A 16,387-nucleotide genomic window follows, 5' to 3' on the forward strand; every position below is an offset into this window, starting at 1 on the left:
CGTATTTATATTTAATCGTCCTCGTCGCCTTCGCCTGCTCCTTGCGGGCGGCCATCCGTGTGAATGGATAGTAAATCGCCCAGCAACTTTGAGCGCACCCAGGGGGTAAGATTGCTGGTTACTTCATCAAATTGCATTGCCGTTGCCCACACCTGTGACCGGTAACGGCTGGCGTCGCAGCTATCCACAGGAACAACATAGTTGCCATCCATGTGAATGGCGGTGTGTTTACCATCAAAGATGATCTGAGTCACCTGCAAATTGGATGGGTACGTAGCGTTATATAGACCGCCAGAATATTGCCCCGCCCGGAACAAAGTATTGATTGCGATCGTAAGATCGGCAGCGAGATCGCCACTGCGCACATGCCCCGACCAGAGTTGAATTAACGTATCTCCGCAGCCGATTATGCCGCCGGTATCTCGCGCGACTAAATAAATCAAAATTGCGTTTTCGGGGATGAAATTTGCGGGCAGCAGCGTAGGGGTCGCCGTAGCTGTGGGTGTAAACGTCTGTGTGGGTGTATAGGTCAGCGTGGGGCTGGGCGTAAAGGTGACTGTTGCCGTTGATGTTGCTGAAAGCACTACCATTTGGGCCGTTTCGGTCAATTCGGTTGAAACAGTTTCCATGGCTTCGGCGACAGCCGTTTTCATATCAGTTGTGGCAGTTGGGACAACCGTTGGCTCAGACAGCGAAAATGAACATGCTGTAAGAAGCAACGATAATGTCAATATGAAAAAAAGAGACTTTTGTGAAGAGTTTTTCATCGAGCTAGATTATATCGCTTTTTGGAAATTCGGCGTTTATTTTCAAAAATTCTCCCCGCAACGATCGAAACATGCTAAAATAGCCCTAATATTGGATCGGCGGTCGTCGCAGACATTTTCTGTGGCGGCGTCGGGTTCCGACCAGCCTGGACGAAAAGTGCCGCCGGATTTATTATATTTCTGGTCGCCGATCCCTATGAACCTTTGGAAAAACTATCATAACGCGCGTTCCGTGCAAGATGCGTTACAGGCTCTCAGCGCCGCACCCGGTGATGCCAGCCTGATCGCAGGAGGTACCGACCTGCTGCTCGACCTTCAGCAGGGCCGTCATGCCCCCGTCCACACGCTTGTGGATATAACCGCCATCCCCGAAATGACAGCACTCGAAATTCGAGAAGGGGAACTCTATATTGGTGCTGCCGTCCCTCACGCCCAGATTACCCAATCGAAAATTGTAAACCAACACGCCGCCGCGCTGGCTACAGCCAGTGGTCTGGTTGGCGGCCCCCAGGTGCGCAATACTGCCACTTTAGGCGGCAATGTTGCCCACGCGCTGCCCGCTGCCGATGGCACGATTGCCTTAGTCGCGCTGGATGCACAGGCTGTGATCGCCAGCTCTGCCGGGACTCGCCGCCTCCCGTTGGAAGAACTCTTCCTCGGGCCGGGACGCTCAGCCCTAGAGCCGCGCGGGGAACTCCTGGTTGGGTTTTATCTCCCCCTCAAGGGAATCCAGCAAGCCTCGGCCTTTAAGCGTATCATGCGCCCTCAGGGAGTTGCCATTGCTATCTTAAATACCGCCGTCTGGCTTCATCGAGAAGGGGACACCATCGCCGATGTACGTATCGCGATCGGGCCATCGGGACCAGTGCCGCGCCGCTTGCGTCAGGCCGAAGACGCCTTGCGCGGACAAACCTTTGGCCCAGAAGCCATCCAGGCTGGGATTGACGGGGCACAAGCTGAAGCCAATTTCCGCACCAGCCGCCACCGCTCGACGAAAGAATATCGTCAAAAAATGGCGGGCGTTTTGCTGGAAGATACATTGAATATGGCCTGGCGCGATGCCGGGAAAGCGGGTAACTGAGATGAATTTAACCGTAAATGGAAAACCAGTTCAAATTGAAGCTCAGCCGGGCGAGACCCTGGCCGATATGCTGCGTAAACGCCTGAAATTAACCGGCACCAAAATTGGTTGCGAAGAAGCCGAATGCGGAGCCTGTACCGTGCTGGTGAATGGCGATCCGGTAGTATCTTGCACCTACCCCGCGGCGCGCGCCGACGGGAAAGAAATCTTGACGATTGAAGGTTTGGCAGCCTTCACCTCTGTGCCCCTCTCCCTGCCCCCTGCGGGGGTGCTCCGCGAGGAGAGGGGTTGGGGTGAGGGAGAAAATCTCCACCCCCTTCAGGAAGCCTTCATTACCCACGGCGCGGTCCAATGCGGATTTTGTATTCCCGGCCAAATTATGACCGCACATGCTTTGCTCGAAAAAAATCCCAAAGCAACCTCCAAAGAAATCCGCTACGCGCTCAAAGATACGCTCTGTCGCTGTGCCGGGTATCCTTCTATCGAAAATGCGATTCTGGCCGCCGCCCATTCGCTGCGTACTGGTGAGCCGGTTCCTGAACCCCAAATTGACATCTCTGCTGAACCGCTGCACACCGTTGGCGATCTCAACATCCGCCCGGATGCGGTAGAAAAAGTGACCGGCGAGGCCATCTACACCGACGACCTTGTTTTTGACGGGATGCTCTTTGGGCGTGTCAAACGTGCCGATATTCCGCACGGCATCCTCACCCGCCTCGATGTTGACGCGGCGCGTGCCCTCCCCGGTGTCCTGGCTGTGCTGACCGCTGCCGACATCCCCGGCGAAAAGCGGCATGGCATTGTGATTACCGATTGGCCGGTGCTAGTTGATGTAGGGGAGCGTGCCCGTTATGTCGGTGATGCCGTCGCGGTTGTGGCTGCCGAAAGCGAAACAATTGCCGAACATGCTCTCAGCCTGATCGAGGTGGAGTTCGAAGCTCAGGAAGTCATTGACAACCCCGTGCGCGCCCGTCAGGACGACGCGCCGCACCTGCATGAAAAAGGCAATCTACTCAAGCATATCAAAGTTCGTAAGGGCAATATGGATGCCGGTTTTGCTGAGGCAGACCATATTTTTGAACACACTTTTTATACACAAACCACCGATCACGCTTTCCTTGAGCCAGAATGTACTGTGGCGCGCCCACTCGAAAATGGGCGCATGGAAATCTATGTCGGTTCCCAAATTCCCTACGCCGACCGTTCCCAGGTCGCCGCGACGTTGGGCTGGCCTGACGAGCGCGTGCGTGTACGTGGCCAACTCATGGGTGGCGGCTTTGGCGGCAAGGAAGATATTGCTGGGCAGATTCACGCTGCGCTGCTGGCGAATGCTACTGGCAAGCCCGTCAAACTGCTTTTTGACCGCCACGAAAGCCTGATGGTGCATCCCAAGCGCCACGCCACGCAAATCCATGTCAAGGCCGGTGTGATGAACGATGGGCGTCTCTTGGCTGTTTCCACCGAACTTTATGGCGATACCGGGGCTTACGCCTCACTCGGCGAGAAGGTCATGGGGCGTGCCACCACGCACTCCTCCGGGCCGTATGATGTCGAACATATGCGCGCCGACTGCTACGCCATGTACACCAACAATCCTCCCTCGGGTGCGTTCCGCGGTTTCGGCGCGTTGCAAGGCCAGTTTGCCATCGAAAATTTGATGGATCGTATTGCCGAGGCGCTGGATATGGACCCTGTGGAAATTCGCCGCAAAAATGCTTTGCGTGTAGGCAGCACAACGAACACTGGTCAATTGTTGCGCGAGAGTGTTGGATTGGAAGAGTGCATTGATAAGGTAGATGCCGAAATGCGCCGCCTTGCCAAAGCGGATGGCTATGAATCGCCATTTAAGCCCAAAGTTGATTCTGCTGAATCTGGAAAAGTTCGCTCCTGGGGTTTTGCCGTGGCCTATAAGAACACCGGCCTGGGTGGGGGCGCGCCCGATAAAGCTGGCGCCGAAGTTGAGTTATTCCGTGACGGCACCCTCGAAGTGCGTACTGCCTCCGCTGAACTCGGTCAGGGTTTGGTGACGGTATTGCAAATGGTCGTCGCTGAAGAATTTGCTCTCACCCCGAAAAATGTCAAAGTTCTGGTCATGGATACTGACCTGACCCCCGATGGCGGCCCGACGACTGCCTCGCGTCAGACCTATGTGACTGGCAACGCGGCGCGCTATGCTGCCAAAACCTTACGCGAAGCGATTGCTACCTCGCTGGCCGAAAAATACGATCAGCCGCCCGATAATATTCGTTTTGAAGAAGGGTTGGCGCGTGTGAACGGGCAGCAAATCCCGCTGGGCGATGCCGTCGAAATTATGCAGGCTGAGGGTCGCCAGGCCAAAGCCATGTACGAATATTGGGCGCCCGATACCCTCCCGCTGGGCGAGGGCGGCGATATGCACTTCGCCTTCTCATTTGCGGCTCAGGCCACCGAAGTGGAAGTAGACAAGCGCACCGGCGAAGTAAAAGTGCTGCGCGTCATCGCTGCCAATGATGTTGGCAAAGTTATCAATCCGTTGGGATTGCAAGGCCAAATCGAAGGCGGCGTTGTAATGGGCGTCGGCCACGCCCTGACCGAGAATTTCATCGTTGAGCAGGGCATCCCTTTCACCGACTATTTGGCGCGCTATCGCATGCCCAACATCACCCAGACTCCAGAGATCATCTCATATGTGGTTGAACACCTCACCACTGATGGCCCCTATGGAGCGAAAGGGGTTGGCGAAATTGTCAGCATCCCCACCATCCCGGCAATAACGAATGCCATCTACAACGCTGTGGGTGTGCGCATCGATCGTTTGCCGGTCGATCAAGAAGAAATTGTGAAGGGAATAGGCGTTTAGGTAATCAGGTAATTTGGGGTTTGGTTCTCTCAAATTTCTAGTTACCCAATCCATAAGCACCTGTTATATATTTCCATGACCCAATCCCCTCTCACTGAAATTTCAGTGAACTTGCCAGGCAAAATCTACCGCAGCGCGATGCCGTTTAGCAATTACGATCGGCTGGGCGAAGTTTGGCTTGCTTATCAGACCGCGAATGTCAAAGTTGTGGTTGTACTGACCGAAAAGCAAGAATATCTAGTACGCGCGCAGCGCGATTTACCTGCGTTCTACCATCAGGCTGGTATGGAAGTCATCGCGTACCCCATTCGCGACTATCACACCCCGGATGATCCTGAAGCATTTGCGGCTGTATTGCAAGCAGCCCATGCATATCTCATTGCCGGGCGCAATGTTGCCGTTCACTGTATGGCTGGCATTGGCCGCACAGGTATCTTCCTGGCGTGCCTCTCCCGGCTCGTACTGCAACTCGACGGTTCGGCTGCCATCCAATGGGTACGCGGCTACATCCCCGAAGCTTTGGAAAACGAAGAACAAGAAAACTTTGTACTGAATTATTAGGCCACAGAGCGCACAGAGAGAAAACCTCGGTGTTGTCTGTGGCAAACTTGGAGAACCCTATGCTGATTATCAACGGAAAATTAATCACCTGGGAAAAGGAAAACCGCATTCTGGATGACGATCAAGCCATTCATATTGAAGATGGCGTAATCGTTGAAATCGGTCCGCAAAGTGAGTTGGAAGCGCGTTACCCCGATGTGGAGCGCGAGGATGCGGGCGGCCAGTACGTGATGCCAGGCAATATTTGCGCGCACACCCATTTTTATGGCGCCTACGCCCGCGGAATGGGAATCCCCGGGCCTGCCCCCAAAGATTTTCCTGAAATTTTAGATAAGCTCTGGTGGCCGCTGGATATGGCCCTCGATGAAGATGCTGTGCGTTACTCGGCGCTGGTCATGCTCGTAGATGCCATCAAACACGGCACCACCACCCTGATCGATCATCACGCTTCGCCCAACTTCATCGACGGTTCGCTGGATGTTATTTCTGACGCGGTCGATAAATCTGGACTGCGAGCGGTGCTGTGCTACGAAGTCACGGATCGCAACGGCGAAGAAGGGGCAAAGGCGGGGATCGAGGAAAATGTACGTTTTATCAAGAAGGTTGCTGGCAAAAAATCTCGTTTGCGCGCCACCTTCGGGATGCACGCCGCGCTGACTTTATCAGATGTCACCCTCGAGCGCAGCCGAGCAGCCATCCCCTCGGGTACAGGGTTCCACATCCATGTAGCCGAACACGAAGCCGATGAGTACGACAGTTTGCAAAAATATGGTATGCGCGTGGTGGACCGTTTGCACAAATTCGATATCCTGGGGCCAGATTCCATCGTTGGTCACGCCATCCATATTGATGCTCGTGAAGCCATATTACTCGCTGAAACCAATACCTGGGTGACGCATCAGGCGCGCTCGAATATGAACAACGGTGTTGGCGCGGCGCAAGTAGAGTCGTTGCTGCGGTTGGGTGTGCCGGTTTGTTTGGGAACGGATGGCTTCTCATCCACGATGTGGGACGAGTGGAAAACAGCCTATCTGCTGCATAAGGTGATGACACGTGACCCGCGGCGCATGGGCGGTGGCGATATTGCCCAGATGGCGGCCTATAACAATGCCGCGCTGGCCGGACATTTCTTCAACGAAGCCCCGCTGGGTGTGCTGACCCCTGGTGCATTCGCCGATATTATTTTTGTGGACTATCATCCCCACACACCCATGAATGCTGGAAATTTGCCCTGGCAGATTATTTTTGGCTTCAACGAGAGCATGGTTACAACGACCATCGTACAGGGCAAAATGCTCATGCGTGATCGCGAATTGCTCACTCTTGACGAAGCTGCTATCGCGGCTGAAGCGCGTGCTATCGCACCGGATGTTTGGAAGCGCTATGAGAGTTATGTAGGCACATATTCCCGTTGAAGGTTATAGGTTGAAGGTGGAAAGCTAATTGAACACCCAACCTTCAACCTTCTACTTACAACTTTTAAACCGATATTGGAGTACAAATGGCACAAGAGAAACTCGTCATCGCCGTCCTCGGCGGCACCGGCAAAGAAGGCCCTGGTTTGGCAATGCGCTGGGCGCACGCTGGATACAAAGTTATCATTGGCTCGCGCAAGGCAGAGAAAGCTGAAGCCACAGCGATAGAGCTTAATGAAAAGCTGGGCATCGATACGATCACTGGGTTGGCAAATGAAGATGCCGCTCGCGTGGCTGACATCAGCGTTCTGACCGTAGTCGCTACGGCGCACCAGCCCGCAGTGACCGGGTTGAAGGATGCACTCAAGGGCAAAATCATGGTGGATGCCACGGCGCGTGTGGATTTCCGAGATCCCAAACCACCGGCAGCCCCTGCGGCAGCCATCACCGCTCAAGAAATTCTTGGCCCCGACGTGCGTGTTGTGGCCGCTTATCAAAATGTGCCCGCTCACACGCTGAAGCACAACCTCGGCGGGAAGATCGCCACCGATGTGATGATTTGCGCTGATGATGTCAGTGCTGCCGAGCAGGTGATGGCACTTACCGAAGCCGCCGGGATGCAGGCTTACTACGCCGGTAGTTTGGCGAATGCCCTGACAGTGGAAGGGTTGACGGCCATCTTGATTAGCATGAACAAATATTACAAAGTGAAGACAGCCAGTATTCAGGTTTCGGGGCTGAGTTTATAATTCCTTGAAATGCGTCTTACCCTCACACCCCTTCCCGGTTATCCCCTCATACAGCCTGGCGATGACCTTACCTTGATGATTCTTGACGCGTTGCATTGTGCCAATGTAGAACTTGTCAACGGTGATGTGCTTGTGCTAGCTCAGAAGATTGTTTCTAAAGCCGAGGGCCGGATGGTGGATTTATCTACAGTAGAACCTTCACAAACTGCACAAGATTTAGCCGCAGAAACCCATAAAGACCCGCGTGTCGTTGAGTTAATTCTGCAAGAGAGCCGCGAAATCGTGCGCACGCGACCTGGTCTGATCGTAGTCGAGCATAATCTGGGCTTTATTTGCGCCAACGCCGGGATTGACCATTCGAATATAAATTCCCCTTTCCCCGCGGGAGAGGGGCCAGGGGTGAGGGTTGATGAATTTGCCTTGCTCCTCCCCAAAGACCCCTCGGCCTCTGCCGCTGCGCTGCGTCAAAAATTGCACGCGACCACCGGCGCGCAGATCGGCGTGCTGATCATCGACTCGCATGGGCGCGCCTGGCGTGCGGGTACCGTCGGCATGACGATTGGCCTGTCGGGTATCCCCGGCGTGGAAGACCTGCGCGGGCAGCCTGATCTGTTCGGGCGTACGTTGCTAGTCACGCAGGTGGGTGTGGCCGATGAATTGGCCGCCGCGGCATCCCTGATGATGGGGCAGGCCGCCGAAGGCACTCCCGTTGTGCATGTGCGCGGTTTTCCCTATCCACTGCGCGAAGGTCAGTTTAATGAGTTGCTGCGTCCTAAAAACGAAGATTTATTTCGATAATTCATGCAGGATGGAGAGTATCTGTGAAAAACATCCCCGAAGAATATCACGACCTGTTACAAGACGACCGCAAAGCCTTTGCCGTACTCGCCACCATCATGGATGACGGCACGCCGCAGGCTACACCGGTTTGGTTCAGCTACGATGGCGAGTACATCTTGCTCAACTCGGTTAAAGGACGTATCAAAGATCGCAATATGCGCGCCCGCCCGCAAATTGCTCTGACAATCTTCGCCCCCGCCGATATGTACCGTTTCGTGCAGGTGCGCGGCCGTGTGATCGAAATGACAGAGGCAGGCGGCTGGGATCATATCCATTACCTGGCGCAGACTTATATGGGTGTGGAGCGTTGGGAGCATGGCTCCCCCGACGACGTGCGCGTCATTTACAAGGTAGCTGCCGAATAGCATGAACGACGCCCACCGCTTTCTGCGCTCGCGCCGCTCGGTGCGCCGTTTCGAGCCGCAGCCCGTGCCGCGGGCAACTCTCCATCGCATTCTGGAAACGGCTACCTACGCCCCTTCGGCGCATCATCGCCAGCATTGGCGTTTTGTGGTGCTGGAAACCCCCGAAGCGAAAACTCGCTTGGCTGATGCGATGGGCGCAGAATTTGAGCGCGATCTGACCGTTGACGGGCTGAATCTCGCAGACATGCAAGCGCAGGTGGCGCGGTCTCGCAATCGAATTTTGGGCGCACCGGTTGCGATTGTCTTATGTTTTGACTCCTCCGTCGGTGATGATTATGCAGATGCAGACCGTCAGCGTGCAGAATGGCTGATGGGCGCGCAGAGCGCTGCTCTGGCTGGATTACAGCTCTTACAGGCGGCTCACGCGGAGGGCCTGGGTGGGGTGTGGACCTGTGGGCCTTTATTTGCCCCCGAAGCGGTACGCCGCGCGCTGGGGATTCCATCCCGATGGGAGCCACAAGCCCTGATGTTGATCGGCCACCCCGCACAGATTCCCGCGCCGCGGCTGCGCAAACCGGTTGAAGAAGTAACGGTGTTTTTATGAAAGTTGTTGCCCTTGCTGGCGGTGTCGGTGGCGCAAAGCTGGCCGATGGATTGGCACAGGCGCTGCCCCCCGAAGATTTAACTATCATCGTCAATACCGGTGATGATTTTGAGCATTGGGGCCTGAAAATCTGCCCCGATCTCGATACGGTTTGCTACACTTTGGCAGGTTTGGCGAATCCGGAAACCGGCTGGGGCCGCGTGGACGAAAGCTGGCAGGCTTTCGAGAATATTGCCACGCTGGGCGGCGCAGACTGGTTCAGGATTGGCGACCGCGATCTGGGCACGCATATCGAGCGCACGCGGCGATTGAACGCCGGAGAAACTCTCAGTGCAGTGACGGCCGCTTTCTGCCGCGCCTGGGGCATTGGACCGCGCGTCCTGCCAATGAGCGATGATCCCATCCCGACGATGGTTCTCACCAATGATGGCGTTTTGCCCTTTCAGGAATATTTTGTCCATCAGCGTTGCGAGCCGCGCGTCAGCGGCTTCCGCTTCGAAGGTGTTGAGCAAGCCCAACCCGCTCCCGGAGCGCTGGAAGCCATCGAGAATGCCGATGCGGTTATTTTTTGCCCGTCCAACCCGTGGGTGAGTATCAACCCTGTTTTGGCCGTCCCCACTCTGAGGTCTGCTCTCGCCGCTCCCCCAACTTTGGGAGAAGGGGACCGGGTGAAGGTCGCCGCGGTCTCTCCCATCATCGGCGGGCAGGCGCTCAAAGGCCCGGCGGCCAAAATGTACGCCGAACTGGGTATTCAGCCCTCGGCGATAGCTGTCGCACAGCACTATCAGGATTTGCTTACTGATTTTATCTTTGACACGCTCGATCAGGAGCAAGCGGCGGCGATCGGTTCCTTAGGGATGCGTGCGTTGGTGACAGATACGGTGATGAAAACAAAAGATGATCGAAGACGTCTAGCAGAGGAAGTTCTTCAGTTTTTGACCAGGTAACTTTTGATACAATTGCAGCAAGGAAAGTTCAGGAAAGGACACTAAATACTCGATGACACTTTGGGCAATTGTCCCCGTAAAACCGCTCCGCCGTGGGAAATCGCGACTTTCCGCGGTCTTTTCGGAAGATGAGCGCACAGACTTGAACCGGTATTTATTAGAGAATACCGTCCGCACGTTAAAAAAAATCCCCGATATTGAACATGTTTTAGTCGTTAGTCGGGATCCGAGGGCTTTAGCAGTAGCGCGTGATTTGGGCGCTCGCACAGTTCAGGAGAATGGGCAGCCGCATCTGAATGTGGCGCTCACTCGTGCAACTGTTGTGGCAAAAACCTATGCCACGCGTGGTGTTCTGATCTTGCCTTCCGATTTGCCGTTGGTTACTGAAGAAGATATTCAGGTGATGCTGGATCGGGCCGTTGACCCCCCTGTTGTTGTGTTGGCTCCTGATAGGCACAGGCAGGGCACGAATGCCTTGCTGGTGTGCCCGGTCGGGTTGATTGAGTATCATTATGGTGACGATTCGTTTGAAAAGCATTGTGCACTGGCGCGCGAAAAAGGCGCCCGCGTAGAAATTTGTGAACTCCCCTCGCTAACGCTGGATTTAGATCGCCCGGAAGACCTGGTTTTACTGGAAGAACGTTTGGATATCAAAATTGATTAACTTTTTTGGAGGCTGATGATGTTAGACCGTGTAGCTTTGTACTTGCAAGATTCCCATGATTTGCGTGATGGTTTGGACTACGTGAAATACGCCGAAGAGCGCGGCTTCGAGGCTGTTTGGCAGGCAGAATCGCGGCTCGTGCGTGACGCGATTGTCCCGATGGCGGCTTACGCCGCAGTGACCGAGAAGATTAAAGTTGGCTCCGGCGTACTCAACAACTGGACGCGCAATGTGGGCCTGTTAGCGGCGACTTTTCTGACGCTGGATGATTTGGCCCCCGACCGGGCAATTTTGGGCATTGGCGCCTGGTGGGATCCGTTGGCGCAAAATGTAGGTATCACGCGCCGCAAACCGCTGCTGGCGATGCGCGAAACCATTGAAGTGGTACGGCGTTTGTTGGCGATGGAACGGGTGACGTTTCATGGAGAATTCCATCACGTAGATGGTATTGAACTGGACGTGGTGCATGGTCGCCGAGAGCCGCGCAATGTGCCGATTATGATCGGCGCCACCGGCCCCAAGATGATGGAGCTGACCGGCGAAATTGCGGATGGCGCAGTGCTGAATTATTGTGTGGATCCGGAATATAATCTCAAAGCGATGGATTTGCTTGAAAAAGGCGCCAAGAAAGCTGGCCGTTCTATTGACGATATTGACCGTCCGCAGTTGATTGTTTGCTCGGTGGATTACGATCATGATAAAGCGATTGAAACCAGCAAAATGCTGCTCTGCCAATATATGGCGCAGCAACCGCATATTGCCAAAGCTTCCGGTGTTTCGGATGACGTAGTAGCCGAGATTCAATCCATTTTGGGTTGGCCTGCCACGCATGAACAAATTGATAGCGCCAAGCACCTTGTTCCGGATGATTTGGTGCATCGCATCACTGCCTCGGGTACGCCCGATGAAGCTCGCGCCAAAGTGCAGGAATATGTAGATAATGGCGCTACCTGCCCGATTCTGTACCCGGTGGGCGGGGATTTCAAACTCCTGATTGATGCGTTTGCAACCAAATGACCAAACAACCCAACTCGAAGAATTGTTTTGTCTGTGGCGTAGAAAATGAACACGGCTTGAAATTGAATTTTTATGAAACGGCTCCGGGCGAAATCAGCGTTGACTATATCGTCCCGGAGCATTTTCAGGGCTATCCCGGTGTTGTGCATGGCGGTATTGTCGCATCTTTGGTAGATGAAGTCCTTGGACGTGTTCACATGGGCAGCAAACCGGAGAACCCGCGATTTATGTATACCGTCAAACTTTCTGTGCAGTATCGCAAGAATGTGCCTACCGGCGAGCCGATTAAGATCGTTGGCTATGCCGAAGAAAGCAAACGCCGCACGGCCAAATCAACCGCTAAAATCTTCAACGCCGCAGGTGAAATATTAGCCGAGGCTGAAGCTGTTTTGGTGAATGTGCCTGCTGAAAAACTGGGTGATGTTGATCTGGAATCCCTTGGCTGGAAAATATACCCCGACTGATAAACCGAATGGAACGAATATGATTATAGAATATCATCGTCCTGAAACAATCGAAGCCGCGCTGGCCTTGTTGGCGCGCAAAGAGCCGCGTACCGTCCCGCTGGGGGGCGGATCGGTACTCAATCAGCCATCAGATATTCCGGTGGCCGTGGTGGATGTGCAATCCCTGGGGCTGAATCAGATCGCCGCGCGCGGCAACAAGCTCGAAATTGGGGCCGCGGCCACCTTACAGGCGTTGTTGGATACCCCGGAAGCGCCACTCGCGCTCAAAGACGCCATCCGGCATGAGGCGGCCTATAACCTTCGTAATATGGCTACCGTGGCCGGAGCTATAGTCGCTGCCGATGGGCGCTCGCCCTTTGCCGCGGCCATGCTGGCGTTGGGCGCAGAACTGGTCTTCGCCAACGAACGTACATTGGCGCTGGGTGAATTTTTGCCCTTGCGCGCGAACGCTTCAGCCAGTGAACTCATTTCGAAGATTTCCATTCCCCTGAATATAAAGCTTTCTTATCAATACGTCGCCCGCACTCCGGCAGATTTGCCGATCGTATGTGCTGCTGCGGCGCAGTGGTCTTCAGGGCGCACCCGGTTGGTCTTGGGCGGATTTGGCAACTCCCCATTACTGGCGCTAGATGGCCCCAATGCCCTTGGCGCGCCCATCGCGGCGCGGGATGCGTACCGCGAAGCGGGTGACCAATGGGCCGGTGCGGCCTACCGCAGCGATGTGGCTGAGACATTGGCGAGGCGTGCCATTCAGGCTTTCGGGGCTTCGGAAAAAAAAGAACAAAATTAACGCAAAGACGCGGAGACGCAGGGACTAACCGATTTTTTGCGACTTTGCGTTTTGCTTGTAGCAGGAGACTGCGCGTATGAAGATCAACTTACACATCAATGGCATTGACCATTTTCTAGAAATTCTCCCCGGCGACAGCCTGCTCAAGGCGCTGCGCGGGTTAGGCTATCACAGCGTCAAATTTGGCGACGAACAGGGACTGACTGGTTCGGATACAGTGCTGCTCGATGGCCGCCCGATCAATGCGGGTGTCTATCTCGCCGCGCAGGCCGAAGGCCATCAAATCGCCACGTTGGAAGCCCTCGGGGAACATCCCGATCAGGGTTGGAAGAAAACTGACGGCCTGCACCCCTTGCAGCAATCGTTTATCGAAACCGGTGCCATTCAGTGCGGATACTGCACCCCGGCGCAAATTCTGGCCGCCAAAGACCTCGTCGAGCGACAAGCCAACCCCACCGAAGCCGAAGTGCGCGATGCTCTCTCCGGGGTTTTATGCCGTTGTACCGGATACAAGAAACCCGTCCAGGCGGTGATGCGTGCCGCGGCGGTTTTGCGCGGTGAAGATGTTGAGCCGATTGACACCCCCGCGCCAATCCCCGCTCCCACGGAGTGGTTGCCTGCTCCCGAAGATGGTGCCGCGTCTGCTCCTTTTAGGGGTGATCACGGTATTCCCCAGGTGGATACGCGCACCCGCGTGATGCCACAAATCACCATTGCCCCCCAGGAAGAAGAACTCCGCATTGTTGGTAAACCCGAACCCAAAGTGGATGCTATCAAACTGGCGCAGGGCAAACCCGCTTTCGCCGCTGATGTGGAAATGCGCGGCATGTTATATGCCAAAGTGCTGCTCAGCCCGCACGCACATGCGCGCATCAAAGCTATTGATGCCAGCGCCGCGCGTCAACTACCGGGCGTGGCTGCCGTGCTGACGCATGCCGATATTCCGCGCGTAGTTTATTCCACCGCCGGGCAATCGCACCCCATCCCGGGGCCGCTGGATTGTTTCTCGCTGGATACCAAAGTCCGTTTCGTTGGAGACAGAGTCGCCTTTGTTGCCGCCGAAACCCCCGAGATCGCCGATCACGCCCTGAGTTTAATTCAGGTAGATTATGAAGTTCTCGAACCGTTGCTGGATACACGTCAATCCATGTTACCTGGCGCGCCCATCCTCCACGATGAACCCGATTATGTGAACTTCGCCGATTCGGACCCCTCCAAAAATTTAGCGGCTGAAATTCGCATTGATATTGGCGACCTCGAAAAAGGTTTTTCCGAGGCCGACCGAATTTTCGAAGCCGAGTACGAAGTCTCCAAAGTGCAGCAGGCGCATATTGAACCGCATGTCGTCGTGACCTATTGGGACGAAGACGACCGTTTGGTGATTCGCACCAGTACGCAGGTGCCTTTCCATGTGCGCCGTATGTTGGCCCCGGTGCTGGGTTTGCCAGTCAAGCGCATCCGTGTGATCAAGCCGCGCGTCGGTGGCGGATTTGGCGGCAAGCAGGAAATGTTGGGCGAAGATATTGCCGGGCATCTGACCATTGTTACCGGACGGCCTGTGTTGTACGAATACACGCGTGAAGAAGAATTTATCGCTTCACGCTCGCGGCATCCGATGCGTATTTACATGAAAACCGGCGTCAAGAACGATGGCACGATTACGGCCAATGCCATGTATGCCCTCAGTGATACCGGTGCTAATGGGGCGCATGCCCTGACCGTGACCGGCAACACCGGGCACAAGGCGATGGCGCTGTATGTGGGTGATGGTGAGTATCGCAAGGAACCCAATATCCAGTTTAATGCCGATATTGTCTACACCAACCATCCCCCCAGTGGAGCCTACCGCGGCTATGGTGTGCCGCAAGGTTTTTGGGCGGTTGAGCGTCATATGGACAAGATCGTGGACGCGCTGGGTTTTGACCCGATTGAATTTCGCTTGAAGAATGCCCTGCGCGCCGGGGAACTGCACCCCTTCAGCACCGCCTGGAGCGAGGGACGCGAACCCCGCCCGGAGACGATTGAAACCAATGGTTTGGAAGAATGTGTACGTCAGGGTAAGGCCGCGGTTGGCTGGGATCAGAAATTTGGCAATCCCGAATGGCAGGCGGTTCCTGGTAAGCCGCATCTGCGCCGCGGTATTGGTATTGCGATGATGATGCAAGGTACGGCTATTCCGTACCTTGATATGGGTGGGGCGAGCATCAAAATGAATGATGATGGCTCGTTTAATCTGCTCATTGGGGCCACCGATCTGGGCACCGGATCGGATACCGTGCTGGGGCAGATGGCTGCCGAAGTACTGGGCTGTACTCTGGACGATATGATTGTCTACTCATCGGATACAGATTTCACGCCCTTTGATGTAGGCGCCTACGCGTCTTCGACAACCTATATTTCGGGCGCGGCGGTGGTCAACGCGGCGCAGAAGGTGGCCGAGCGCATTAAAGTGCGTGCGGCGGGGATGTTTAATAATCTTGAAGGTTCACAGGTTGAAAGTAACCTTCAATCTGCCAACATTCAACTTGCAAACCGTCAGGCAATCGCCCCCGATGGCAGGACGCTTAGATTATCCGAAATCGCCCTCCACACACTCCACGCCGAAGATCAAGAACAGATTATGGCGGTGGGCTCATATTACTCGCCGGTTGCGCCGCCACCCTTTGCCGCACAATTTGCTGAAGTGACTGTGGACATGGAGACTGGTCAGATCGTGGTTGACAAACTGGTTATGGCGGTTGATTCGGGTGTTATTGTCAATCCGATTACAGCCTCCGGCCAGATTGAAGGCGGTATGGTGCAGGCACTGGGATATGCGGTTTGCGAAGAAATGGTGTATGATGAACTCGGTCAACCGCGCGAGCGCGATTTCCGCGATTATCATATTTTTATGGCGCACGAGATGCCCGAATTGGACACCATCTTTGTTGAAACCTACGAACCGAGTCATCCCTTTGGGATTAAGGCCGTGGCTGAAATCCCACTGGATGGCGTGGCCCCCGCAGTTGGGAATGCTGTTTTCAACGCTGCCGCCGTGCATATAGACGCTAATCCTGTCACCCCCGAGAAAGTTTGGCAGGCGTTGCAGGATAAGAAGAAAAATTAACGCAAAGCCGCAAAGGAATAAGGACGCGAGAAGAAAATTTTAAAATATTGTATGGGTCAATAGTAGCTTGAACAGCAAAACCATCATTGTCATTCCGAGCGCAGCGAGGAATCCCTTTGAAGCAGTATGATTCATCACTTGCATAGGCACTGTTCAACATTCCGGTTAAAGATTC

The 16,387-nt window shown here is 54.8% G+C and carries 14 protein-coding genes and 1 pseudogene; 14 read left to right on the forward strand and 1 reads right to left on the reverse strand.

The genetic code is table 11. The features are described 5' to 3' along the window. Positions 1 to 479 precede the first annotated feature (479 nt). Positions 480 to 572, reverse strand: a pseudogene (locus HN413_06540) (peptidoglycan-binding protein). Between the two features lie 391 nt (positions 573 to 963). On the opposite strand from HN413_06540, the gene HN413_06545 reads away from it, so the two are divergent. The 14 genes from HN413_06545 (at position 964) to HN413_06610 (ending at position 16,212) form a co-directional block, all read left to right on the forward strand. Next, positions 964 to 1,848, forward strand: coding sequence for a xanthine dehydrogenase family protein subunit M (locus tag HN413_06545; protein ID MBT3390052.1), 885 nt, complete (start codon positions 964 to 966; stop codon positions 1,846 to 1,848). A 1-nt stretch (position 1,849) separates the two neighbouring features. Continuing rightward, on the forward strand, positions 1,850 to 4,687 hold the full coding sequence (locus HN413_06550; GenBank protein MBT3390053.1) for a molybdopterin-dependent oxidoreductase: 2,838 nt from the start codon (positions 1,850 to 1,852) through the stop codon (positions 4,685 to 4,687). A 75-nt stretch (positions 4,688 to 4,762) separates the two neighbouring features. After that, positions 4,763 to 5,248 carry a hypothetical protein gene (locus HN413_06555; GenBank protein MBT3390054.1) on the forward strand — a complete coding sequence of 162 codons (486 nt, stop codon included), beginning with the start codon at positions 4,763 to 4,765 and terminating at the stop codon, positions 5,246 to 5,248. A gap of 59 nt (positions 5,249 to 5,307) precedes the next feature. Continuing rightward, positions 5,308 to 6,663 (forward strand): putative aminohydrolase SsnA, encoded by a 1,356-nt coding sequence (gene ssnA / locus HN413_06560; protein MBT3390055.1) that lies wholly within the window; start codon positions 5,308 to 5,310, stop codon positions 6,661 to 6,663. Between the two features lie 86 nt (positions 6,664 to 6,749). Beyond that, the gene (gene npdG, locus HN413_06565; GenBank protein MBT3390056.1) at positions 6,750 to 7,412 is read left to right on the forward strand and encodes an NADPH-dependent F420 reductase; all 663 of its coding nucleotides are present in this window, start codon (positions 6,750 to 6,752) and stop codon (positions 7,410 to 7,412) included. A 9-nt stretch (positions 7,413 to 7,421) separates the two neighbouring features. After that, on the forward strand, positions 7,422 to 8,210 hold the full coding sequence (gene cofE, locus HN413_06570; GenBank protein ID MBT3390057.1) for a coenzyme F420-0:L-glutamate ligase: 789 nt from the start codon (positions 7,422 to 7,424) through the stop codon (positions 8,208 to 8,210). A 23-nt stretch (positions 8,211 to 8,233) separates the two neighbouring features. Then, positions 8,234 to 8,617 carry a PPOX class F420-dependent oxidoreductase gene (locus HN413_06575; protein MBT3390058.1) on the forward strand — a complete coding sequence of 128 codons (384 nt, stop codon included), beginning with the start codon at positions 8,234 to 8,236 and terminating at the stop codon, positions 8,615 to 8,617. Position 8,618: 1 nt separating this feature from the next. Next, on the forward strand, positions 8,619 to 9,221 hold the full coding sequence (locus tag HN413_06580) for a nitroreductase family protein (protein ID MBT3390059.1): 603 nt from the start codon (positions 8,619 to 8,621) through the stop codon (positions 9,219 to 9,221). Further along, positions 9,218 to 10,168 (forward strand): 2-phospho-L-lactate transferase, encoded by a 951-nt coding sequence (locus HN413_06585; protein MBT3390060.1) that lies wholly within the window; start codon positions 9,218 to 9,220, stop codon positions 10,166 to 10,168. The genes HN413_06580 and HN413_06585 overlap by 4 nt, the downstream gene beginning before the upstream one ends. 52 nt (positions 10,169 to 10,220) lie before the next feature. Beyond that, positions 10,221 to 10,832, forward strand: a complete 612-nt coding sequence (gene cofC / locus HN413_06590; protein ID MBT3390061.1) for a 2-phospho-L-lactate guanylyltransferase — start codon at positions 10,221 to 10,223, stop codon at positions 10,830 to 10,832. An 18-nt stretch (positions 10,833 to 10,850) separates the two neighbouring features. After that, a complete protein-coding gene (locus HN413_06595; GenBank protein ID MBT3390062.1) occupies positions 10,851 to 11,849 on the forward strand; it encodes an LLM class flavin-dependent oxidoreductase in 999 nt (332 codons plus the stop codon). Further along, positions 11,846 to 12,313 (forward strand): PaaI family thioesterase, encoded by a 468-nt coding sequence (locus HN413_06600; protein MBT3390063.1) that lies wholly within the window; start codon positions 11,846 to 11,848, stop codon positions 12,311 to 12,313. The genes HN413_06595 and HN413_06600 overlap by 4 nt, the downstream gene beginning before the upstream one ends. Before the next feature lie 19 nt (positions 12,314 to 12,332). Next, entirely contained in the window at positions 12,333 to 13,106 is a 774-nt protein-coding gene (locus tag HN413_06605; protein MBT3390064.1) for a hypothetical protein, read from the forward strand. A 76-nt stretch (positions 13,107 to 13,182) separates the two neighbouring features. Continuing rightward, entirely contained in the window at positions 13,183 to 16,212 is a 3,030-nt protein-coding gene (locus HN413_06610; GenBank protein MBT3390065.1) for a molybdopterin-dependent oxidoreductase, read from the forward strand. Positions 16,213 to 16,387 lie beyond the last annotated feature (175 nt).

This window comes from Chloroflexota bacterium (assembly GCA_018648225.1).
Lineage (GTDB): Bacteria > Chloroflexota > Anaerolineae > Anaerolineales > UBA11858 > NIOZ-UU35.